The sequence below is a fragment of the Kribbella sp. VKM Ac-2571 genome (assembly GCF_004362255.1).
GTDB lineage: Bacteria > Actinomycetota > Actinomycetes > Propionibacteriales > Kribbellaceae > Kribbella > Kribbella pratensis.
The window spans coordinates 1-22,160 of the sequence record NZ_SNWS01000028.1; the positions used below are offsets into that span (position 1 = coordinate 1).

General features: G+C 68.1%; 23 protein-coding genes. 16 read left to right on the forward strand and 7 right to left on the reverse strand.

All coding sequences use genetic code 11. The features are described from left to right. Both EV651_RS39395 and EV651_RS39400 read left to right on the forward strand, forming a co-directional pair. Positions 1–1,162, forward strand: a 1,162-nt coding sequence (locus tag EV651_RS39395) for a hypothetical protein (RefSeq protein WP_238157502.1), incomplete at its 5' end; no start/stop codon positions are given. 8 nt (positions 1,163–1,170) lie between these two features. After that, entirely contained in the window at positions 1,171–1,356 is a 186-nt protein-coding gene (locus EV651_RS39400; RefSeq protein ID WP_133791036.1) for a hypothetical protein, read from the forward strand. Positions 1,357–1,428: 72 nt separating this feature from the next. Here EV651_RS39400 and EV651_RS39405 read toward each other — a convergent pair whose 3' ends face one another. The 3 genes from EV651_RS39405 to EV651_RS39415 all read right to left on the reverse strand — a co-directional run bounded on the left by EV651_RS39405 (position 1,429) and on the right by EV651_RS39415 (position 5,836). Continuing rightward, the gene (locus EV651_RS39405; protein WP_133791038.1) at positions 1,429–1,650 is read right to left on the reverse strand and encodes a hypothetical protein; all 222 of its coding nucleotides are present in this window, start codon (positions 1,648–1,650) and stop codon (positions 1,429–1,431) included. Between the two features lie 663 nt (positions 1,651–2,313). After that, entirely contained in the window at positions 2,314–5,424 is a 3,111-nt protein-coding gene (locus EV651_RS39410; RefSeq protein ID WP_166658941.1) for an NACHT domain-containing NTPase, read from the reverse strand. A gap of 31 nt (positions 5,425–5,455) precedes the next feature. After that, positions 5,456–5,836 (reverse strand): trypco2 family protein, encoded by a 381-nt coding sequence (locus EV651_RS39415; protein WP_133791042.1) that lies wholly within the window; start codon positions 5,834–5,836, stop codon positions 5,456–5,458. A 58-nt stretch (positions 5,837–5,894) separates the two neighbouring features. On the opposite strand from EV651_RS39415, the gene EV651_RS39420 reads away from it, so the two are divergent. The 3 genes from EV651_RS39420 to EV651_RS39430 all read left to right on the forward strand — a co-directional run bounded on the left by EV651_RS39420 (position 5,895) and on the right by EV651_RS39430 (position 7,313). Further along, positions 5,895–6,113 carry a hypothetical protein gene (locus EV651_RS39420; RefSeq protein WP_133791044.1) on the forward strand — a complete coding sequence of 73 codons (219 nt, stop codon included), beginning with the start codon at positions 5,895–5,897 and terminating at the stop codon, positions 6,111–6,113. A gap of 541 nt (positions 6,114–6,654) precedes the next feature. After that, complete coding sequence (locus tag EV651_RS39425; RefSeq protein WP_133791046.1) at positions 6,655–6,909, forward strand: type II toxin-antitoxin system VapB family antitoxin; 255 nt, start codon at positions 6,655–6,657, stop codon at positions 6,907–6,909. Beyond that, positions 6,906–7,313, forward strand: a complete 408-nt coding sequence (locus EV651_RS39430) for a type II toxin-antitoxin system VapC family toxin (RefSeq protein ID WP_133791048.1) — start codon at positions 6,906–6,908, stop codon at positions 7,311–7,313. The genes EV651_RS39425 and EV651_RS39430 overlap by 4 nt, the downstream gene beginning before the upstream one ends. Here the strand turns inward: EV651_RS39430 and EV651_RS39435 are convergent. Next, complete coding sequence (locus EV651_RS39435; protein WP_238157503.1) at positions 7,302–8,051, reverse strand: MerR family transcriptional regulator; 750 nt, start codon at positions 8,049–8,051, stop codon at positions 7,302–7,304. The genes EV651_RS39430 and EV651_RS39435 overlap by 12 nt on opposite strands. Positions 8,052–8,150: 99 nt before the next feature. Between EV651_RS39435 and EV651_RS39440 the strand changes: the two genes are divergently transcribed. From EV651_RS39440 to EV651_RS39450, 3 genes are read left to right on the forward strand one after another with little or no spacing between them, the layout of a single operon-like run. Continuing rightward, entirely contained in the window at positions 8,151–9,983 is a 1,833-nt protein-coding gene (locus tag EV651_RS39440; RefSeq protein ID WP_133791052.1) for a hypothetical protein, read from the forward strand. After that, positions 9,980–10,981, forward strand: coding sequence for an alpha/beta fold hydrolase (locus tag EV651_RS39445; protein WP_238157504.1), 1,002 nt, complete (start codon positions 9,980–9,982; stop codon positions 10,979–10,981). Before EV651_RS39440 ends, EV651_RS39445 begins: the two co-directional genes overlap by 4 nt. A gap of 47 nt (positions 10,982–11,028) precedes the next feature. Further along, on the forward strand, positions 11,029–12,177 hold the full coding sequence (locus EV651_RS39450; protein ID WP_133791054.1) for a CaiB/BaiF CoA-transferase family protein: 1,149 nt from the start codon (positions 11,029–11,031) through the stop codon (positions 12,175–12,177). Here EV651_RS39450 and EV651_RS39455 read toward each other — a convergent pair. From EV651_RS39455 to EV651_RS39465, 3 genes are read right to left on the reverse strand one after another with little or no spacing between them, the layout of a single operon-like run. Continuing rightward, on the reverse strand, positions 12,152–13,201 hold the full coding sequence (locus EV651_RS39455; protein ID WP_133791056.1) for a LacI family DNA-binding transcriptional regulator: 1,050 nt from the start codon (positions 13,199–13,201) through the stop codon (positions 12,152–12,154). The genes EV651_RS39450 and EV651_RS39455 overlap by 26 nt on opposite strands. A gap of 11 nt (positions 13,202–13,212) precedes the next feature. Continuing rightward, on the reverse strand, positions 13,213–13,530 hold the full coding sequence (locus tag EV651_RS39460) for a hypothetical protein (RefSeq protein WP_133791058.1): 318 nt from the start codon (positions 13,528–13,530) through the stop codon (positions 13,213–13,215). Between the two features lie 4 nt (positions 13,531–13,534). Continuing rightward, positions 13,535–14,479: a DUF6772 family protein gene (locus EV651_RS39465; RefSeq protein ID WP_133791060.1), complete on the reverse strand. Its 945-nt coding sequence runs from the start codon at positions 14,477–14,479 to the stop codon at positions 13,535–13,537. 189 nt (positions 14,480–14,668) lie between these two features. On the opposite strand from EV651_RS39465, the gene EV651_RS39470 reads away from it, so the two are divergent. From EV651_RS39470 to EV651_RS39505, 8 genes are read left to right on the forward strand one after another with little or no spacing between them, the layout of a single operon-like run. Further along, positions 14,669–15,385 (forward strand): helix-turn-helix domain-containing protein, encoded by a 717-nt coding sequence (locus tag EV651_RS39470; RefSeq protein WP_133791062.1) that lies wholly within the window; start codon positions 14,669–14,671, stop codon positions 15,383–15,385. Beyond that, positions 15,385–16,311, forward strand: coding sequence for a nickel ABC transporter permease (gene nikB / locus EV651_RS39475; protein WP_133791064.1), 927 nt, complete (start codon positions 15,385–15,387; stop codon positions 16,309–16,311). Before EV651_RS39470 ends, nikB begins: the two co-directional genes overlap by 1 nt. A gap of 3 nt (positions 16,312–16,314) precedes the next feature. Next, complete coding sequence (locus tag EV651_RS39480) at positions 16,315–17,226, forward strand: ABC transporter permease (RefSeq protein WP_133791066.1); 912 nt, start codon at positions 16,315–16,317, stop codon at positions 17,224–17,226. Then, entirely contained in the window at positions 17,226–18,248 is a 1,023-nt protein-coding gene (locus tag EV651_RS39485; RefSeq protein WP_133791068.1) for an ABC transporter ATP-binding protein, read from the forward strand. The genes EV651_RS39480 and EV651_RS39485 overlap by 1 nt, the downstream gene beginning before the upstream one ends. Further along, complete coding sequence (locus tag EV651_RS39490; RefSeq protein ID WP_133791070.1) at positions 18,238–19,242, forward strand: ABC transporter ATP-binding protein; 1,005 nt, start codon at positions 18,238–18,240, stop codon at positions 19,240–19,242. Before EV651_RS39485 ends, EV651_RS39490 begins: the two co-directional genes overlap by 11 nt. Further along, complete coding sequence (locus tag EV651_RS39495; protein ID WP_166658942.1) at positions 19,239–19,835, forward strand: histidine phosphatase family protein; 597 nt, start codon at positions 19,239–19,241, stop codon at positions 19,833–19,835. The genes EV651_RS39490 and EV651_RS39495 overlap by 4 nt, the downstream gene beginning before the upstream one ends. Next, complete coding sequence (locus EV651_RS39500; protein ID WP_133791074.1) at positions 19,832–20,593, forward strand: endonuclease/exonuclease/phosphatase family protein; 762 nt, start codon at positions 19,832–19,834, stop codon at positions 20,591–20,593. Before EV651_RS39495 ends, EV651_RS39500 begins: the two co-directional genes overlap by 4 nt. Before the next feature lie 11 nt (positions 20,594–20,604). Then, positions 20,605–22,104, forward strand: coding sequence for an ABC transporter substrate-binding protein (locus EV651_RS39505; RefSeq protein WP_133791076.1), 1,500 nt, complete (start codon positions 20,605–20,607; stop codon positions 22,102–22,104). Positions 22,105–22,160: the final 56 nt, after the last annotated feature.

Consider the following 22,160-nt stretch of genomic DNA (forward strand, 5'->3'; position numbering starts at 1 on the left):
ACGACCGCTGCCAACCCTTCACCTGGACCAAGACCGCCGACGACATCCTCGACCACGCCACCCCAGGTCAAAGAACATCATTTACGCGACACTAGCACTCCTGCTCGGGGCCGCGTGGTTCGGCAACCCCGAGCCGTCCCTGAATCCGGCCCCGACCTGGCTGTACGTGTGGATCTGGGTCGGCATCATCCCGCTCTCGCTGCTCTGCGGACCGATCTGGCGGCTGGCGAACCCGTTGCGGACGATCGCGGGCCTGGTACGGCGTACGTCGTACCGGCCCCTCCCGCACGGGATCGCGTACTGGCCCGCGGTGGCCGGTCTGGCCGGCTTCCTCTGGCTCGAACTGGTGTACCCGGAAGGTTCCGACCCGCGGGTGGTCGCGATCTTCACCACGACGTACGCCGTCCTGAATGTTGCCGCGGGCATCGTTTACGGACCGTCCTGGTTCGCGATCGGGGACAGCTTCGAGGTGTACGCCGAGACGCTCGGCCGACTGAGCCCGCTCGGCCGTGGCGCGAGCGGCCGGCTTGAACTGCGGAATCCGCTCGCCGGACTCACGACGATGCCGCAGCAGCCGGGAATCGTCGGGTTGCTGTGTCTGCTGCTCGGGTCGACGGCCTTCGACGGGATCTCCCGCTGGTCAGTGTGGACGCGGCTGGCAGGCGGACTGAGCCACATCCCTGTTTACACGTCGGGGTTGATCGCCGCGGTCGCGATCGTGACGTCCCTGTTTCTGCTGGCCGCGCGGACAACCGGCGCGGCGCAGATCCGACCAGCCGCACTTGGTCCCGCCGGGCTCCCGGGTGCGTTCGTGCACTCGCTGGTGCCGATCGCGATCGGGTACGCCGTCGCGCACTACTTCTCGTTCGCGATGTTCCAGGGTCAGGAGGGCTGGTTGCTCGCAACCGACCCGTTCGGGCGCGGCTGGGACCTGCTCGGGACGAGCGGTACGCGGATCGACTACGCGTTCCTCGGGACCGGCCTGATCGCGGGGGTCCAGATCGGTGCGATCGTGCTCGGACACGTACTCGGGGTCGTGTCCGCGCATGATCGCGCTGCCGAGCTGTTCCGGCGCCGGCAGTTGCGCAGGGCGCAGTACCCGATGCTGGCCGCGATGGTCGCGTTCACGGCCGGCGGAATCGCCTTGGTGACGGCCTCATGATCGGCGAAATGATCACGCTGCACTTGGGCGGGATCCCCGAGACCGCGATGGTCCTCGGCCCGATCCTGCTGATCCTCGCCTTCGTCCGCATCGCCCGCCGCAACGAAGCGAACCTCCCCGACGACGAGGACGACTGGAACTCCGATCTAGGTGATCTTCCCGATCGGCGCGACCTCACCGAGAAACCTCACTGAGAAAGAGAACCCAAGGAACAAGTGAGGCCCGGCAAACCCCCTGCGGTTCGCCGGGCCTCGATCCCCGTTGGTTCAGGCGGCCAGAGCCGGTTCGTAGTACCCGCTGACGCGGGACGGAGCGGTCGTGCGGGACAGTTCGGCGAGCCGGGCGCAGCCGGCGGCGAGGGCGGACTCGAGGGTCGGCCACGCGTCGACGCACCAGTAGGGGTCGTCGGGCTGCCGGTCGTTGTCGTCGTCGATGTCGGCACACCAGCCGCCGGAGCGGACGCGGTGGACATGCAGTCGGAGATTCATGGCCGCCGGCCCTCCCTGCCTGGTCTGTTCTGGTAGCTATACGTTCGCGCATGAGGGGCGGTTCACACATGCGGAGGATTACCTATCTGTCCCCTGACCTTCCCTAAGGGAGACTGAGCTTCTCTCAGGGGAAGATGCGGGGTGGACAGTCTGCCGTAGCAGTGGGGACTTAGGGGGTACGACGTACGCCCGCTCAGCAATGGCACAACAACACCGGCATTTACATCGGCGACGAGTTCGTGCTGCGCATCCATCGCAATGCGATCGCCCCGACGTACGAACACGCGGTACCGCGGGCGCTGAGCGGCCTGTCCTTCGCTGTACCGACGTCCGTGCCGACTAAGGACGGCGCGACCGCAGTACACGGGGAACTCCACGGTGAACCTGTTCTGGCGTGTCTGAGTCGCCGCATCCTCGGCGAGCATCCGGCGGGGGGACGCGGTACGGCGGGAGGCCTGCGGACGAGCTCTGGCCGAGTTGGACGTCGAGCTAGCCGCGCTGCCGAAACTCGAACTGATGCGCGAGGCAACAAGTCTGGCGCATTTGGAACGGGCGCCACCTCGATGGTGACATCTCGCCGGCGAATCCCTCCGACCGCCTCGTGGCCCTTCCAGGCTGTAAGGGAAGGTGACCTGGACAGGGCGGCGATCTCGTTCGCGACGGCTAGGGCCTTCGTCCTGGCCGCCACCCGTGAAGCTGGAGCAGCATGGCGGCGTTTGTCCGAAGCTCCCGGTCGAGTTTGCGACCGTGTGCGAGTTCGAACAGGACTTGGAACCCGTTCGGACTGCCCATGGAAATCAGGTGATCAGCTGCCTGCATGCGGTACTCCGGCGCGAGCCCGCTGTCCCGGGCGAGATGCACAAACACCCTGTCGGTGGACAGATCCTCGAATGCGGCCAGTCGCATCGCCGCTTTGAACCGGAGCGCGCCATCGATTCGCCCATCTCGCGCGATCGCCTCCAGCACGCTGAAACCCGTCGAGTCCTTCCGCCGCGCCCGTTGATATGACCGGTTCAGGTAGCCGGTGGCCGTCGCCTCGTGCAGCAGACCCGACCCTAACGAATCGCCGTGTCTGGCCAGCAGCTCGGCAGCCCGGATCCGTCCCTCGACGCCCACATCGGGGTTTAGGGCAAGACGGTCCAGCGATGCCACTCCGCGGGCATCGCCGATGCTTACCAGTTGCTCGGCTGACTGAACGCGTACGTGGTCGCCGAGCAACGCGTGAGTCGTGAGCTCCTCCAGTCGTGCCGCGCCGCGGGCGTCGCCCAGCGCCGCGAGCCGACTGGCGGCTCGCAGCCGACTGCCTCCGTGAAGAGCTGGGTCGCGGGCCATGGTGTCGAGCAACTGCAGGCCTCGCAGGCGGGCAGTCGCAGCCAACGCCGCTGCCGCATGGATCCGTTGATACGCGGGCCGTGAAGCGTCGCACGCGAGATCCTCGAGGACCTCGCCGGCTCGTGGGACGCCGATGTCCGCCAGTGTGTCGATGGCCGCCGCACGCTCGGCTCCAGGATTGTCGTCACGGGCAATGGCGGCCAGCGTCTCGACCGCTGACTGGGTGGCTGCTGGCGGCACCTGTGTTCCGAGTTGCAACTGCACAGCCACGAACCGGCTCCCGCGAAAGCCACGATCGCTCGCGAGCAACTCGAGAAACGTGCACGCCGCTTCGGCGCCGGCGCCACCTGCGAACATGAGCTCGTCCAGGACGAATCCGACATAGGACTCTGCATCCGGGCTGGGGGTGGACCGTTCGCCGTCGACGTATTGTCGAAGTGGTACGGCGGTCTCGCGGACGGCGGCCTCGGCGGCGAAGAACTCGAGTAGCGTGTGGTGCGCGAATGTGTAACCGTCCGCATGGCTGACGAGTAACCCGCTGCTGCGGAGAGCTGATCCGAGGAACGCGATCCAGGCCGAGTGCGGCATGCCCTGCGGTACAGCGGCCTCCGGATGGGTTGCGACGATGTCCATCGTGTGTCGCCGGTCTCCGCCGTACTCCGCTGCGGCGATATGCCTGACCAGGTCGTGGAGGTGATCCAGTGTCCGGTCGGCCCTGGCCACAGTTCGATCGCCGTAGCGTCGCAGACTTGCGCGTGCCTGCAGTCGCGACCCAGAGCCCCCCGCCTGTGCCCGATCCTGGAGCATGTCGATGAATTCCCGATAGATGGCGCCACGGCTTCTCGGGAGCGGGCTGTCCGGCGCCTCCGAATGCAGTTGGCAGAGCATGGTCGCGACCAGCGGGGTGCTCGCCAGGTCCGTGAGCTTGCGGTCAGCGATCAATCGCAGAAAATGCGCGGCCGCGCGTTCGGGATCGGCGGACCCGACGGCGCGGAACCAGCGTTCGGCAAAAGCCGAAAGGTCGTCAGGGTCGAATCCGGCCAGCTGAAACCGTGAATGGTCCGGTCCCAGCGTGTCGAGTTCGTGAAAGGGCAGCGGCCGGGTCGTCACGACCAACCTGTACGAGTGCATGCTGCCGCTGATGTTCGAGCGCAGCGTTGTCAGCAATTGCAGCCTGACGTAGGCATCCAGGATCTCGTCGAGACCATCGATCAGTACGAGCCAGGGGACACCGGACAGCGGCCGTCGGCGGAACAGGGAAGGTGACAGCTCCTCCTGCAATCCGAACATGACGAGTTGTTCGGTGGCCGCGGCGGCGATGGCAGCCGGCAGCGTCAGCCGGGGCTGACCTTCCGGCCGCGTATCGGTGACCAGTCCGGCGAGATCCGCGGCGGACACGATGACCGGCAAGGCCGGGACCTTCAGTCCTGATCGAACGTTGCCGACGGCCTCGGCGAGCATGCTGCGCAACAAGCTGGACTTGCCACCTCCGGGACCGGCGAGCACCACGCTGGTCTCAGGACTCTTGAAGACCTCTGTTGCAAGCACGAGGCTGAGCCCACTCACGTCGAGCAGGGAATCATCCGCGTTCCCGTGCGCTCCGCGGCTGACGAACTGCCGGAGGTAGACGGCGCGAAGAGGCGGCAAGGGCCCGCGGGAGAGTGGACCGAAATAGGGATGGCTCTGGGCAGCTTTCTCGGCAGCTCTGAGGTAGTCGTCCAGCTGACTCGACGGACGAGCCGCCTCCGAGCTGGCGGGCAACCATGGAACCGGGTCCGTAACGTGGAGCGCCTTCCAGAACTCCGCCGCTACATCGGGCGGAAGATCGCGGATGCTTTGGAGCGAGGTCATGCTGAGCGACATGCCGCCCTCGGCAAGGTTGTGACTACGGATGACCCCGATGACGCTCGACGAATCCGCGATGACAGCCGCTCCCGACATGCCGGCCCATTGACTGGCGGATCTGTCGAGTTCGCCCGTCGTGGTGATGATCTGCTGGACCGCAGGACCCGTCATCTTGAAGGTCAGCAGCGGAGCCGCTCCGACGGGCCGGCCCGGATCATGCCCTTCCGCTGTTGGCACATAGCCGTCACATTGGGCCAGCGTCGGTCGCCGCCGCGCGGGCGGTTGGTCGTCCTGGCGGTCCTTCCACACGGGGAACCCGAGCGCTTGGCATGTGTCCATCCGTGCCGCCACCGAGCCGTTGACCAACGCAACCTGCATCGGTTCGACTTGGGGAAGCCCGATGCCACGAAGAATTGCCACATCCACAGTCTCGGTTCGGCTTCTGACCACCACCTCGGCAGCGTGCTGTGTGCCTCCGAAGACGAGCTGATGGTCGGTGCCGTCAGCGCAGTGATCGGCGGTCAGCACGAGGTCGGCGGCAATACGCAAACCCGAGCCGCGCCGACGCAGACCGTCCCTGGTGTACCGAATCAACACCGCCCGATCCGTTGACAGCATGGGACGCAGTTCAGTTGTGCGCGCCCAGCGGGATGTCGTCCGTGCGTGAGTCCGGCAACGACTCGTCGGCCTCGACGAGGAGATCGACGGGGTTGTCGTCTGCGTCGAAGAGTCTGGGGTCGAGCGTCAGCTTGACGGTCTGCGTGGCAACCGACTGTCGTGACGCCTCGCCACCCGCGCTGATCAGCCACCACCGCACCCCCGCCTTGACCGATCCGGCGGTGGTCATCGCGACCTGCAGAGTCAGCTCCACCGGGGCAGGGACGAAGCGCAGCGATTTGCCCTTGCCTGCCGCGAAGGCCTGGGTTAACTCGATGCGTAACGCCTCCACGGCTGCCGCGAGTGGCACACCGCCTTCGGGCGCTCCGTCGTACTCTTCCTGTGGCATCATCTTCCCCCCTCGGCGAACACTGCTGGTAACTATGCGCCGATTGGGCGGGTGGCGCTAGGTGCCGATTAGCCCCAAGCAAGGTGAGCCCGTCGGGGCGTGCCAGGTGCCGGTGCGCTCCGGGGCGGTGATGTCGGCGGACGGCCGCCGGATCGCCTATGTGTTGACGACCGTCGACGAGGATGCCGACGCGTACCACCGCGCGATCTGGACGATCGACGCCGACGGGGGAACGCTATCGCCGGCCGCATCTGTTCGTGATCGAGGTCGCGACCGGTGAGACAACGCACCTCACCGACGGCGACTGGTCCGCTCACTCGCCGGTCTGGTCCCCGGACGGAACCCAGTTGGCGTGCACAGGCCTCCAGGACGCCCGCACCGACAAGCTCGTTGTCCACGGCACCTTTCGTGCTGACGCCCGGCGACGCGTCGGGACCGAGGGCATGCTTCGCGCACTGAGCTGGATGCCCGACGGCGAGGCGCTGATCATGGGCCGCCTCGCAGCCCGGTCGGAGACCCAGCCACGAACTCGACCCGGTCGTGCATTGACCGACGAGGAACGGATCTGGATTACCACGCTGTGGGGTGCGACCACCCGCGCCGCGATCACGTACGCGTCCCCGGACACGTACGGCGAGGTCGCGACTCTCGACCTGTCGACCGGCGTCCGCCAAGGTCCTCACGTCCTACACCGCCGCCGCCCTGCACGACATCGACTGCGCACGCCGCCCCGAACTATGCGCCTTCCAGATCTCCGACGACACCACGGTCTTCGGCTCGATGGTAGAATGGTGTAGCTGTCTGGGTAGAAGGGTAGATCGGTGAGTCTGAACATCAAGAACGAGGAGACACACGGATTGGTGCGTGAGTTGGCGCGACTGACCGGCGAGTCTCAGACGGCGGCGGTGGATGTCGCGGTCCGGGAGCGCTTGGCTCGAGTGCGGCGCCTTCGCGGTGCGGGACTTGCGCATCGATTGCTGGCGATCGGTGCGGACACCGCTCATCGTCTGCCGGAAGACCTGCGAACCGCTGACCATGGAGACCTTCTGTACGACGAGAACGGATTGCCCCGATGATCATCGACACCTCGGCGCTGATCGCGATCCTGCGGGCCGAACCGGATGCGGCGGACTTCGCCGAGGCGATCGAGGGTGCGACCGTGCGCCGGATGTCCGCCGCGAACTTCCTGGAAGCTGCCGTCGTCATGGACAGCGCGCGGGATCCGGTTGTCAGCCGGCGTTTCGACGAGTTGTGCTCAGCTGCCGACCTTCAGATCGAGCCCGTGACCGAGCGGCAGGCGCGGACCGCCCGTGAGGCGTACCGCGACTTCGGCAAGGGCAGCGGTCATCCTGCCGGCCTCAACTTCGGTGACTGCTTCGCCTATGCGCTGGCGAAGGACACCGGGGAACCTCTGTTGTTCAAGGGCAAGGACTTCGTCCACACCGACCTGGCATCAGTGCTTCCTGACTCAGCCGGTTGACGGCAAGGCTTTCGGGTCGAGTCCGAGCTCTTCGTAGGCGACGATCTCGATCTCGCGGGACATCGCCTCGCGGAACGCCGCGACCAGCGCCTGCCCGGCCAGCGGGATGATGCCCTCGAGGGTGCGCTGGATCTCGGGCCATCCCTCCGTCGGCATGCCGGCGTTGGTGAAGTCGCGCCAGACGGTCGAGCGGAACAGTTCGACGTACGTCTTGGCGACCGCGTCGGCCTGCGCGAAGAGCTTCGGCAGCATCTCGAAGATCGCCTGCATCGGTACGCCGAGCTTGATCACCTCGAGGCCGGTCCGCAGCAGGTCCGAGTTCGTTATCCGGAGCCGCCCGTCGTCCAGCCGCTCGGCGATCCCGAGCTCGACCAGCCGCTCGATCACCGCGGGATCGTGCGGTACGCCGGCCCGTTCGGCCAGCTGGAACTCGTCGAGCACCTCCGGTTCGGCCGGGGTCCACGGATTCACGAGGGTTTCGAAGACACCGAGCGCCATCGCGCCGTCGGGCAGTTCGCCCAGCATCCGCTCGACGGCGGCCAGCGTGTACCCCTTGGCGAGCAGCTCGCGGACCAGCGTCAGCCGGGCCACGTGGTCCTGGCCGTAGTACCCGGTCCGGCCGACCAGCCGCGGCGGCGGGATCAGGCCGCGCCCGGCGTACGCGCGTACGTTCCGCACCGTCATGCCCACCTTGGCGGCGAGCTGGTCGACGGTGAGCTCCTCGTCCTGTGCATCCACCCTTGACAGTCTTCCAGACTTCACGTTACATAGCTGATGTAACATCACCCATGGCGCATGCCTTGTGTTGGAAACGACGCAGTGTCCCGAAGGAGTCCCATGGTCATCCCGCTGGCGACCACCGGTACGGCGACGTTCGACCAGATCGCCATCGTCACCGGCGTGGTCGGGCTGCTGTACGTCGCACTCGCCGGGCTGTTGTGGCGCGAACGCACCGGCCACGTCACGCTGGTAGGTAGGTTCGCGGACACCATCGGGAGACTGGACGGAGTCCCCCGATGGGCCGCGCTGACGCCGTACCTGCACGCCGTATCGCTGCTCGCCTGCGCGTTCGGGGTCTGGTGGGACATCGCGGTGCACATCGACAAGGGCCGCGACACCGGACCGTTCGGGACGCCGGCGCACTACCCGATCTTCTTCGGGATCCTCGGTGTGATCGTCTCCGGCGTACTGCCGATCGCGCTCGCACGGAAGCCACTGCCGGCCAGGACGATCAAGCTGACCAAGGGCTGGCGCATTCCATGCAGCGCGGCGTTGATCACGGTCTGCGGCACGTTCGCGTTGGTCGGCTTCCCGCTCGACGATGTCTGGCACCGGCTGTTCGGTGAGGACGTCACGCTCTGGGGGCCGACGCACCTGCTGATGATCGGCGGCGTGGTCTTCTCGATCTTCGCGCGGCTGCTGGCGATCGCCGAGGTCGAGCAACTGATGGGTGTGAACAAGCGGCGGCTGTTCCAGGAGTTCGTGTCGGTCGGCGCGCTGCTGATCGCGTGGGACCTGTTCAGCACCGAGTTCAACTACGGCGTACCGCAGTTCCCGCTGATCCTGCAGCCGCTGCTGATCGTGTTCGGCTCGGCGATGGCGTTCACGATCCTGCGGGCGCGCCGCGGTCCGGGGACGACGTTCGCCGCATTGGCCGTGTACCTGGTGATCCGCGGCGGGATCGCGTGGGCGGTCGCCGAGCCGCTCGGTGAGATCGTCGGGCATTTCCCGTTGCTGATCGTCGAGGCGCTGCTGGTCGAGGTCGTGGCGTTTGCCCTCGGCAACAAGAACCGCTTCCGGCTCGGGCTCGTCTCCGGCGTCCTGATCGGGACCGTCGGCGTGGTCGCGGAGTACGCCTGGAGCCAGGTCTGGATGCCGATCGCGTGGCCGTCGTCGATGCTGCCGTCGGCGATCGGGTACGGCGTGATCGTCGGAGCCGGCGCCGGCCTGGTCGGAGCCTGGCTCGCGACCCGGTACGCCGAGGTGGCCGGCGAGGAGCGCGCGATCGGGATCAAGCACATCCGCCCGATCGCGGTCCGGCGTACCCATCAACTGGGTGCGGCCGGACTGGTTGCGGTCGTGGCGACGGTGTTCTTCTGCGTGCCGCGGACGGCGGATCCGGGTGTGTCGGGGGTCGTGTCGTTGGAGCGGGTGGCCACGGGGGCCGAGCCGACGGCGTACGTCACGATCACGATGTCTCCGGATGACGCGGCCGCCCATGTCGACCGGGCGCGGTGGTTCGAGGCGCTCGCCTGGCAGGGCGGCGGGCTGGTGTATCACCCGATGCAGAAGGTTGCCGACGGCACGTATCGTTCGGCGGACCCGCTGCCGATGTACGGGAAGTGGAAGTCGATGATCCGGCTGCACCAAGGCCCGCGGGACATGGTGGCGAGCTGGGTCTACGCGCCGGAGGACGTGGCGATCGCGAAGCCCGCGATCCAGGTGTCGAACGGGCAGAGGGTCGAGTTCGTGAACGAACAGCAGACGCTGCGCCGCGAGGAACGGACCGACGTGCCACGATGGATGTGGAACGCCGGCTACGCGCTGCTCGCGGTCGTCGGGCTGCTCGAGATGATCGGGATCGCTTGGCTGGTCGGGCGCGGCGCCCGCGGCGGACGGATGCGGGCGGCTCATCTCGCCGCCGGCGAACGGGAACGGGAGATTGCGTGACGATCCAGTTGGAGCGGTCCGGGGTGACGGCCGCGGACGGAGTACGGCTGAACGTCGAGATGACCGGGCCGGCCGACGCGCCGGTGACAGTGCTGCTCGTGCACGGATGGACGTGCTCGACGCGCTCCTGGCACAACCAGGTGGAAGGGTTGCCGCAGATCCTCGGGCCGGACGCCGTGCGCGTCGTCACGTACGACCACCGCGGGCACGGTCGTTCGGACCCCGCGCCTGCCGGTACGACGCGGCTCGATCAGCTGGCCGACGACCTGATCACGGTCCTCGACGAGGTCGTCGGCGACGGACCGGTCGTGTACGCCGGGCACTCGATGGGTGGCATGACCCTGATGGCGGCCGCCGACCGGCACCCGGAACTCTTCGGCGCCCGGATCCGCGCGGCGGCCCTCGTCAGCACCACCTCGGGCCATCTGACCGAAGGCGCCCTCGGCCTCCCCACGAGGTTCGATCCCGCAGCCACCCGGATCGCACCACGGGTGCTGAACGCGGTCGGTAAAAGAATCGATCGCCGCGACGCGCGCCGAGCACAGGCGCGCGCGGCGGAGGCGGAGGCCCGCGCGGCGGAGTTGGCTGCTCGTAGTCGGGTCGCGGGTGCCGCGCGCCGGGCGGCGGTGCTCGCCGCCGGCCTGCAACGGCCGGCTCTGCAGCGGGTCGTCTTCGGCAGGAAACCGGACCCGGCCGAGGTCGAGCTGTTCATGGCGGACCTGGCCGTGGTGCCCGGGGCGTCGTACGGCGGATTCTTCGAGACGATGCTGGAGCACGATCGCGGTCACGCGCTGAAGGTGCTCGACCAACTGCCTGTGGAGATCATGCACGGCACCCGCGACCGCCTCCTCCCGCCACGGCATGCAAACCGCATTGCCGCAGAGCTCCCGAGCGCACGCCTGTGGATCTACCCGGGCGCCGGTCACATGCTCATGCAGGAGCGGCCCAGGGACGTCACCCATCGGCTCGCGTCCCTGGCCCGCAAAGTGACCGCCTGAGAGTCGCGTCACGGCCCTCAGCGGCGTACTCGCCTACGCTCGACCTCGTGCAGAACCTTCTCTCCGATGTCGTGGTCGTGGATCTGACCCGTGCGCTGGCCGGGCCGCATGCGGCGATGATGCTGGGGGATCTCGGGGCGCGGGTGATCAAGGTCGAGACGCCGAACGGCGGCGACGACAGCCGCGGCTGGGGTCCGCCGTTCGTGGACGGCGAGTCGACGTACTACCTCTCGGCGAACCGCAACAAGGAGTCGGTGACCGCCGACCTGAAGTCGGACGAGGGCAAGGAGTTCCTGACCAAGCTGGTCCGCAAGGCCGACGTCCTGATCGAGAACTTCCGGCCAGGGGTGCTGGACCGGCTCGGGTTCGGAGTTGACCGGCTGCACGAGCTCAACCCCGGCCTGGTGATCCTGTCGATCACCGGGTTCGGGCACGACGGCCCGGAGGGCGGCCGCGCCGGGTACGACCAGATCGCCCAGGGTGAAGGCGGCCTCATGAGCATCACCGGCGAGAGCGAGCCGACGAAGGTCGGTGCCCCGATCGCCGACCTGCTGGCCGGGATGTACGGCGCGTACGGCGCCCTGGCCGCGCTCCACGAGCGATCGATCACCGGCAAGGGCCGGGTCGTCCGGACCAGCCTGCTCGCCTCGGTCGTCGGCGTGCACGCGTTCCACGGCACGAAGTGGACGGTCGCCCACGAGTTGCCCGAACGCGTCGGCAATCATCACGCGCAGATCGCGCCGTACGGGCTCTATCGGACCCAGGACGACATCGTGCAGGTCGCGGTCGGCAGCGAAGGCCTCTGGCGGTCGTTCGCGCCGATCGTGGGACTCGACCCGGCCGACGAGCGCTTCGCCACGAATTCCCAGCGGGTCGCACACCGCGACGAACTGACGGCCGCGATCGAGAGCGCGTTTGCCGTCGATCGCGCCGACGTGTGGCTGCAACGCCTTGCGGACAAGGGGATCCCGGCCGGCAAGGTCCGCGACTTCCAGCAGGTGTACGACTGGGAGCAGACCCGCTCACAAGGCCTGCTGATCGACGTCGAGCACCCGACCCTCGGCACCATCCAGCTCCCCGGCCCGCCGTTGCGCTTCGACGACAACCAGTACGCCGGCGCGCGCGAGACCAACCTCCCACCGCCGCGGCTCGGCGAACACAACGAGTCGGTCAGAGCCTGGCTGGAGTCCGAGTAGACGCGCGAACCACCAGCTCGGGACGGATCAGCGTCTTGCGCGGGCGCTCGTTCGCATCCCGCTTCAGCCGTTGCAGGAGCAGATCTACCGCCGTCGTACCGACCTCGGCGGCCGGTAGCCGGACACTGGTGAGAGGCGTCTGCAGGTACGCCGCGTAGGGGTGGTCGCCGTACCCGGTGATCGCCACGTCGCGCGGGACCTGCAGGCCGCGTTCGGCGAGGATCCGGAGCAGACCGAGCGCGAAATAGTCGTTGCCGGTGACGATCGCGTCCGGCAGGGCGAGCGACTGCGCGAACCGGTACGCCTCCTCCGGCTGCCAGGGCAGCGCCAACGAGTCGTACCGTCGCGTCGGGACCGTGCGGATCAGGTCGTCGGAGACATCGAGCCCGCCGTCGGCCATGGCGCGGCGGAAGCCGGTGATCCGGTCCGCCGTGGTGGTGATCGGCAGGTCTTCTTCCAGCAGGAGCAGTCGGCGTGCACCGCCCGCGATCAGGTGGCTGGTGGCCTCGTACGACCCGCGTTCGTAGTCGACCCCGACCATGTCGCAGTCGAGCTCGGGCACGTCACGGTTGACGAATACCAGCGGGATCCCGCTGTCCCGGACGCGGCGCCAGTGGTCCCACTCGGCCTGCACCGGTACGACCACGGCGCCGTCGACCGCGGAGCGCAGCAACGCCTCGGTGGCGCGCTGCTCGTTCTCCACGCTCTCGTCTGTGACGAGCAACAGCAACGAATACCCCTGGGCGCGGACCCGGAGCTCGATGCTGCTGATCAGCTGCGCGTAGAACGGGTTCGAGGGGTTGGTGATGACGAGGCCCAGTGTCATCGCGGAGCCCAATACCAGTGACCGCGCCAGCGTGTTCGGGACGTACCCGATCCGCGCGGCCTCGGCCTGGACAGCGGCCCGCGTGCTCGCGCTGACGCTGTCCTTGTCGCCGAGCGCGCGCGACACGGTGTTCACCGACAGGCCGAGTGCCGTCGCGATGTCTCGCAACGTCGGCCGCGGCCGTGGGCCCTCCGTCATCCGAACCTCTCTTACGCCTTCACGGCCAGGTGGATCCGTACCTGCACCGAGCCTTCGACCTTAGCGCGAAGCCGCAGCCAGTGGCCGAAGCCGGTGGCCGGCCAGCTCACCAGTGCGCCGGGCTCGACCACATGTTCCAGGTCGTCCAGGTCGCACCAGGTGAGCCCGTCGGGGGAGACCTGGGTGACGTACGTCGCCGTACCGTCGCCGCCGACGTGCTGCACGAACCAGCGCGCCTCACCGGCCCAGGCGACCTCGTAGGGCTCGGTCGCGAAGCGGGTGTCGAACGTCGTGTCGCGTTCCAGCACCGCCGTCATGGACTGTCGCATGGGCCTACCAATCAACCGAGATGAGGACGGAGTCGAGGAAGAGGAAGTTGCGCACCGAGCTGTGCGTGCGGACCGAGAAGTAGAAGTTCAGCAGGTTCTCGAGCGTCTCGTAGCGTTCCTCGTACGGCGGAACCGGTACGTCGCGCATGTCCATCACCCGGTCGTTGACCTGCAGCTCCACGTTGCGCCGCTTGTCGGTGTCGATCAGCCAGCGCAGGTAGTGCCAGTTCACCTTGGTCGGGACCTCGTTGTAGCAGAGCTCCTGCGGCTCGCCGAACGCCTGCCAGTCCTCCGGGTTCGGCGCGGTGAAGTCGGCGGCGTACTCCAGCTTCACCTTGCCCTCGAAGTGCTCGCGCGGCGTCGGCTCGGGGACGGTCGGCGCCATCCACTGCCGGGTGAAGTGGTTGTCCAGGTCGGTGTTCTGGTAGCGCGCGACCGTGTGGTAGCGCAGACCGCCGTCACCGCACAGGTCGGTGGCGACCGTGAACGCACCGAACTGCGCCTCGGACGGGTGCGTGTTGCCGTCCCACTGGACGTCGCCGAAGTTGTCCAGCTCGGCGCCGCCCCCGAGGGTTGCCTCGGACTTGAAGGCGAAGTACGTCTCGAGCTGGACGAGGCCGCGGCCGCTCATCGTGAGCCGGCGGATCGCGACCGCGGTGTGACCCTTGTACGGGCGGGTCGCGAGCTTCAGCGCGTACGTGCCGCTGAGCGCTCCGTGCGTACCGATGTCGAAGAAGTTGCAGGCCGACAGCTGCGGCGGCCGGAAGTCGCGCATGTGGTCGTCGACCGTGCTGAGGTCGCCGCGGCCGTTGTAGTTGCCGAGCAGCTCGGTCCAGCCGTGCGTCCCGCTGTCGAACTCGTCGAAGGCCAGGATCCGCGGCAACGGCGAGAACTTGGACAGCCGGGGATCGGCGGACAGTAGCGCGGCGCGCACGTCGGATGTCGTCACGCAGTGCCTCCCAGGGCGGGTTAGGTGGATGTTCTGTGAAGTTAACGTTCACGGGAATTGACCGTCAACGGGCCGTTTCATCCTCAGCAACGGCGGTCTATTGACACGTAAATCACACACTTCTACGGTGCATTAACGCTACCGTTAACGTTCACGGCAGCTTCCCTTTGATTCCGCCGGGAGGCACCAATGCAGTCGCTGAGCCGTGCCCTCACCGTCCTGGCTGAGCTCAACCGCGAGGACCGCGCGTACGGCGTGACCGAGCTGGCCGTCACCGTCGGTCTGCACAAGAGCACCGTGCACCGCATCCTCGCCACGTTCTGCGCCCACGGCCTGGCCGACCGCGTCGACGACCACCGCTACACGGCCCGCGACGGCCTCGCCGCGCTCCGCCTGACGACGCAGCGCCGTGTGGGTCCCGAACACACGCTGACCGACCTCGGCGACCGCCTCGGTCGGCTGGTCGTGCTGGCGAAGCCGCTACCGAAGACCGGCGGAACGGTGCTGCAGGTAGCAGCAGTCGCGGGCGCCGGCACGCACGGCGGAGTGCGTGGCGCTCGGCCGCAGGGCGGGGCGAGCAGCACCTCGGCGTCGTCCGGCGGGCTCCGCGTTCAGCCGGGCCACGCCGTTTCGCTGCATCGCAGCGCTCTCGGCCGGGCCTACTTGTCGGCGCTTCCCGCCGACCAGGTGACGGGCACGCCCGATCTCCTCGACACGCTGCAGCGCATCCGGGTGTCGGGCTTCGCGCACAACTCCCGGCCGGTCGCCTCGCTCCCGCGGATGGTCGCCGTGCCGGTGCGGGGACCCGACGGCTCATGCGCCGGCGCGCTCGGCGCCGAACTCGTCCAGCCCGGGTCTGTCGACGAGGTCCGGCGCGTGGTCTCCGTACTGCGGAGCGGCGTCTGATGGGGGCGTACGTCGTCCGGCGGTTGTTCTTCTCGCTCTTCGTGTTGTGGGGCGCGGTCACGATCATCTTCGTCGTACTGCGGCTCGTACCCGGCGACCCGGCGTACATCATGCTCGGGCCCGATGCGGACCAGGCACAGGTGGCGGCGTTGCGGGCGCAACTCGGGCTCGACCAGTCGCTGATCCAGCAGTACGCGACGTACCTGGCGAACGTCGTGCATCTGGACTTCGGCGAGTCCTTCCGGCTGAACGCGGACTCGATGAGCCTTGTACTGCAACGGGTTCCGGCCACGATCCAGCTGGCGACGACCGCGCTGCTGCTGTCGTTGCTGATCGGTCTGCCGCTCGGTGTGGTCGCGGCATTGCGGGCGCACAGCTGGGTGGACCGGGCGATCTCGGTGTTCTCGCTGATGGGCCAGTCGACACCCTCGTTCTGGCTGGGGATCGTGCTGATCCTGGTGTTCGCCCGCGGGCTGAAGGTGCTGCCGAGTGCGGGCTCAGGGTCCTGGGCGCATTTGGTGCTGCCGACGATCACGCTCGCGTTGCCGTTCCTGGCGATCCTGGTGCGGCTGACACGCAGCGGACTGCTCGAGGTCGTGCACGAGGGCTACGTGCAGACCGCGCGCGCGAAGGGTCTCGGCGAGGGGACCGTCGTCCTCGTGCACGCGATGCGGAACGCGCTGATCCCGATCGTGACGGTCGTCGGCCTGCAGTTCGGGGCGCTGCTGGGCGGCACGGTGATCGTCGAGACGGTGTTCGCCTGGCCGGGTGTCGGGCGGTTGCTGATCGACTCGATCGGGCGCCGCGACTACGGCGTCGTCCAGGCCTCGATCTTGCTGGTGGCGACGATCTTCGTGCTGATCAATCTGCTCGTGGACCTCTTGTACGGCTTCCTGGACCCGCGGGTCCGTCTGGCTGGTGACTGAACGATGACTTCCTTCCCCACCCCGAGCGAAGCCGGCGATGCAGGGATTTCTTTGGCGGCCCCGGTGGCCGCGCGCCGTCGTACCCGGGCCGGCTCGGCTCGGATCCGGTTCGGGCTCGCGGTGATCGCGGTGTACGTCGTGGCCGCGGCGATCGGGCCGTGGCTGTTCCGGTACAACCCGGTCGACACCCGGACCGCGGACCGGCTGAAGCCGCCGTTCACCCGGTTGTCCGACGGGTCGTTCGCGATCTTCGGCACCGACCAGGTCGGGCAGGACCTGTTCGCGCAGATGTTGCAAGGGGCAAGGATCTCGATCGCGGTCGGTCTCGCGACGCTGGTGCTGGCCGGGACCATTGGAGTGACCATCGGTCTTGCCGCCGGGTATTTCGGCGGCTGGCTGGACGGCGTACTGATGCGCCTCGCGGACATCCAGTTGGCGTTCCCGTCGATTCTGCTGGCGATCTTCATCGCCGCGCTACTCGGCCCGTCGGTGGTGAACGTGGTGATCGTGCTCGCGGTGGCGAACTGGGTGACGTTCGCGCGGGTCGCTCGCGGGCAGGCGCTGGCGACGCGGCGGCGGGAGTTCGTCGACGCTTCGCGGACCCTGGGCGCCGGGACCTGGCGGCTGATCACCCGGTGCGTGCTGCCGGCCTGTGTCGCGCCGGTGCTGGTCGTGGCGACGGTCGAGATCGGTCATGTGATCCTGGCCGAGGCGTCGCTGAGCTTCCTCGGTCTCGGTACGCCGGCTTCGACACCCAGTTGGGGTGTGACGATCGCGAACGGGCGCAACTACCTCGCCGACGCGTGGTGGATCTCGACGATCCCGGGCATCGCGCTGGCGTTCCTGGTGATCTCGCTCGGCGTACTCGGCGACGCCCTCCGCGACCGCTACGACCCACGCTTGAGGAGTCTGTGATGGCTGCGCAAGTTGCATCTCCCACCCCACCACCCCGGTCGATGTTGAGTGTGCGCGACCTGCGGGTCGAGTTCGCCACCTCTGGTGGCGTGGTGACGGCCGTCGACGGGGCGTCGTTCGAGGTCGGCGCCGGTGAAACCGTCGCCCTGCTCGGGGAATCGGGCAGCGGCAAGAGCGTCACCGCACAGGCCGTGATGGGGATCGTGCCGAAACCGGCCGGCCGGGTGTGCGGCGGATCGATCACGTACGACGACCGCGACCTGCTCGCACCGGGTGTCGCGAAAGGCCTGCGCGGGCGGGAGATCGCGATGGTCTTCCAGGACCCGTTGAGCTCGCTGAACCCGGTGTTCCGGGTCGGTGCGCAGATCGGCGAGATGTTCCGCCGGCATCGTGGCGCCTCTCGCCGGGAGGCACGGGCCGCCGCGCTGGACCTGATGAAGCGGGTCGGGATCCCGGCCGCCTCCAAGCGGCTGGACGACTATCCGCACCAGTTCTCCGGCGGGATGCGGCAGCGGGTGATGATCGCCATGGCGCTCGCGTTGTCACCGCGGCTGCTGATCGCGGACGAGCCGACGACCGCGCTGGACGTCACGGTCCAGGCGCAGATCATGGACCTCCTTGCCCGGCTGCAGGCCGAGGAGGGCATGTCGCTCGTCCTGATCACCCACGACCTCGGCGTCGTCGCCGGCGTGGCCGACCGCGTGATCCTGATGTACGCCGGACGCGTCGTCGAGACCGGCCCGCTGCGCGAGGTCTACGAACACAGCGGCCACCCGTACACCTCCGGCCTGATGGCATCGATCCCCGAGCTCGATGGCCCGCGCGACCGCCTCGTCCCCATCCAGGGCTCACCACCCGACCTGCTGGCCCTGCCTTCTGGCTGCTCGTTCCGCCCGCGCTGCCAGTACGCCGACGAACAGTGCGCCGAGGTCGAGCCCGTTCTCCGTCAGTTGCCCGACCGCCCTAGCACCCACCAAGCCGCCTGCCACCACCCGGAAGGAGTGCTGACCGATGTCCGCTGAGTCTCCCTTGCTGTCGGTGCGCGATCTGCGGACCTCGTTCCCGATGCGGTCGGCTGTGCTCCGGCGTACCGTCGGGCAGATCCAAGCCGTCGCAGGCGTCTCCTTCGACATCCCGGCCGGTGGGACGCTGGGGCTGGTAGGGGAGTCGGGATCGGGGAAGTCGACCGTCGCGCGGACCGTCATCGGACTGGAGAAGGCGCGGTCGGGGAGCATCGTCTTCGACGGTGACGAGCTGACCTCGTTGCCCAAGGCATCCATGCGCCGGGTCCGTCGGCAGCTGCAGATGATCTTCCAGGACCCGTACGCGTCGCTCAACCCCCGCGCGACCGTCGAGCAGATCGTCGCCGAGGCCTGGCAGATCCACCCCGATGTCGTACCCCGGAACCGGCACCGCGCCGAGGTCCGCGACCTGCTCGAGCGGGTCGGTCTCAACCCCGACCACGCGGAGCGGTACCCGCACCAGTTCTCCGGCGGGCAACGGCAGCGCATCGGCATCGCCCGCGCGCTCGCGCTCCGCCCGAAGCTGGTGATCTGCGACGAAGCGGTCTCCGCACTGGACGTGTCGGTGCAGGCACAGGTCCTCAACCTGCTCGACGATCTGCGCCGCGACCTCGGGCTCGCGTACCTGTTCATCGCCCACGACCTGTCCGTCGTACGGCACATCTCCGACCGCGTCGCGGTGATGTACCTCGGGCGGATCGTCGAGACCGCATCCCAGGACGAGCTGTTCACCCGGCCGTTGCACCCGTACACCCAGGCGCTGTTGTCCGCGGTGCCGGATCCGAAGCCGTGGGACAAGCCGGCCCGCGAGCAGATCATCATCGGCGGCGATGTGCCGTCGCCTGCGGATCCGCCGTCCGGGTGCGGTTTCCGGACCCGCTGCTGGAAGGCCACGGACCGCTGCGCGCACGACGTTCCCGAGCTGACCACCCGCCTCGACCTGCACCCCGCTGCGTGCCACTTCGCCGCCGAACTGGAAGGAGCTGTCTCGTGACCGAACTGGTTCTCCTCCGCCACGGCGAGTCGGTGTGGAACGCCGAGCACCGCTACCAAGGTCAGCAAGGTACGGGGCTGAGTGCACTCGGCCGGCAGCAGGCGAAGCAGGCTGCGGAGTACCTGCAGTCGTTCGAGTTCGACGCGATTGTCGCGAGCGACCTGCAACGGGTGACGGAGACGTTGCAGCCCTACCTGGACAGCCAGGATCACCTCGAGATCCGCGTCGACAGGCGGTGGCGAGAGATCGACGTCGGGACGTGGGGCGGGCGGATGATCGCGGACATCGCTGCCGAGGAGCCGGACGTCGTCGAGGCCTTCGCGCGTGGTGAGGACGTTGCTCGCGGCGGCGGCGAGACCTTCCGACAGTTGCGAGCACGCGTGTGGGAGGCGGCGCAGGCCATCACGAGGTCCGGCGTACGGCGAGTGCTGGTGGTGACGCACGGCGGGCCGATTCGCGTAGCGGCGGCGTCGGCGCTCGGGCTGCCGGCGGGGGACGAGATGGTGCTGGATCCGCCGGGGAACTGCTCGCTCACCACGCTCCGGCTCGACGGACTCACGGCGTACAACGTGCCTACCGGGATGGACCGATGACTTTCACCTTCGTCGCGATGACCTACAACCTGTGGTCCGAGTTCTATCTCGACCAGCGCCGGGACGCGATCGCGAGCCTCTTCACGACGCGGCCGCCGGACCTGCTCGCCGTACAAGAGCTCCGGCCGGCGACTCGCAAGCTCCTCGACGACGTCCTGCCCGACCACGACCGCATCGACGGGACCGCGGGCTGGGAGACCCAGAGCAACCTGTGGTGGCGACGTGACCTGTTCATGTACGTCGAGCACGGGGCCGAGGACGTCGGCATCCTCTCGCCCGACGCGCGCCTGTTCTGGGTCCGGCTGCGCACGCCCGACGACACCGAGCTGATCTTCAGTACGGCGCACCTCACCTGGCCCGGCCACGAAGACGAGCGGACCGATCACGTCAACCGCCGGATCGCCCAGGCCCGCGCGATCGGGGAGGCCCTCGAACGGTTGGCCGGCGACGGCGCCTGCCTGTTCACCGTCGACATCAACGACATCGGCCCACCGCAGTGGGAGCTCGGGAACGCCGGATTCCTGGACAGCTTCACCGCCCTCGGCCGGCACTCACCGGTGACCCATCCGGTCGTGCCGACGGTCGCGACCGGTCCGATCCGGACCCGGCTGTCACCGCTCGCCTCACCACCCAAGGCGATCGACTGGATCTTCGCCCGCGGCCCGCTCGCCGCCCGGTCCAGCGAGGTCGTCGACTTCTTCCACGACGGCCGCGCCCCCTCCGACCACTACCCGGTCGTCGCCACCTACACGCTCTGAGGAGAACCCCTGTGTTGAGGAAGCGATTCGTGGCGGCGCTGGTCGCCGTCACCCTAGGTGTGGCCGCGTGCTCGCCGGCCAGTGAACCGAGCAGCGGTGAACAGGTCCTGCGGTACGCGCCGGCGATGTTCCCGGTGTCGCTGGACACCCACAAGTACGCAGGCGAGGAGGCCGTGCAGACCGCGATCCAGCAGATCATGGAGCCGCTGGTCCGCGTCGACGACGGCAAGATCGTCCCGGTCCTGGCCACCTCGTGGGAGAACCCGGACCCGAACACGTGGGTGTTCAAACTCCGCTCCGGCGTGAAGTTCTCCGACGGTACGCCGTTCACCGCGAAGGACGTGGTGGCGTCCTACGAACGGCACAAGAAGCTCGACGGTCCGCTCGTACCGCTCTATTCGACGGTGACGTCGTTCGCGGCCACCGACGACCAGACCGTCACGGTGAAGACCAGCAAGCCGCTCGGCACGTTGCTGAGCTCGCTGACGCTGCTGTTCATCGGGCCGGCGGACAAGATCAACACCGACGGGTTCTTCGCCAAGCCGATCGGGACGGGACCGTTCACGGTCTCCTCGTTCAAGCCCGACGAGAAGCTCGAGCTGGCCGCGAACCCGACGTACTGGGACGGCGCGCCGAAGCTGAGCAAGCTCGAGTTCGTGAACATCCCGGAGGTCGCCGGGCGGATCACCGGGCTGGAGAACGGCGAGGTCGACGTCCTGACGCAGATCCCGCCGGACCAGGTCGGCTCGGTCAAGGGCAGCGAGCAGATCAAGTACGAGACGACGCCGAGTTGGACGTACTACTTCGACTGGTTCAACTCCAACCGGAAACCGTTCAACGACAAGCGGGTCCGGCAGGCGATGTGGCACGCGCTCAACCTCGAAGGCACCGTGAAGGACCTCTTCGGCGATCTCGCATCCGTCGCGCAGGCGCCGCTGGCCCAAGGTGTCATCGGTGCGTCCAAGCTCTCGCCGTACACCTATGACCCGGCGAAGGCGAAGCAGTTGCTGACCGAGGCCGGCTACCCGAACGGGTTCACCACGTCGATGCAATGGCCGCTCGAAGGCGGGCCGAACATCCGGGCGCTGGCGCAGGCGATGATCTCGGACTGGGCGAAGATCGGCGTCACGGTCAAGCCGCTGGAGAAGGAACGCGCGCAGTGGCTCGAGGACTTCGGCAAGCTGAACTGGGACATGAACCTGCAGACCAACGTGACCGGCACTGGTGACGCCGACTACACACTGGCCCGCCTGTACGTGTGCACCGCCAAGCGCAACGGCTACTGCAACCCGGCGCTCGACAAGCTCCTGCTCGAGGCCCGCTCGTCGGTCGACCAAGCTGCCCGTCCCAAGCTCTACCAGCAGGCCGGTCAGACGATCTGGGACGACGCCGTCGGGATCTTCCCCGCCGAACTGGCCTCCAACTCCGCCGTCCGTTCCCGCGTCCAGGGCTTCGTGATGCCCCCGAGCGGCCGCCCGCTCTTCACGAAGGTGAGCGTCTCGGGCAGCTGACACCTTTCCATCACCTTTCCATCCAGATCGAACAGCTGCCCCTCCCACCCGTTCGG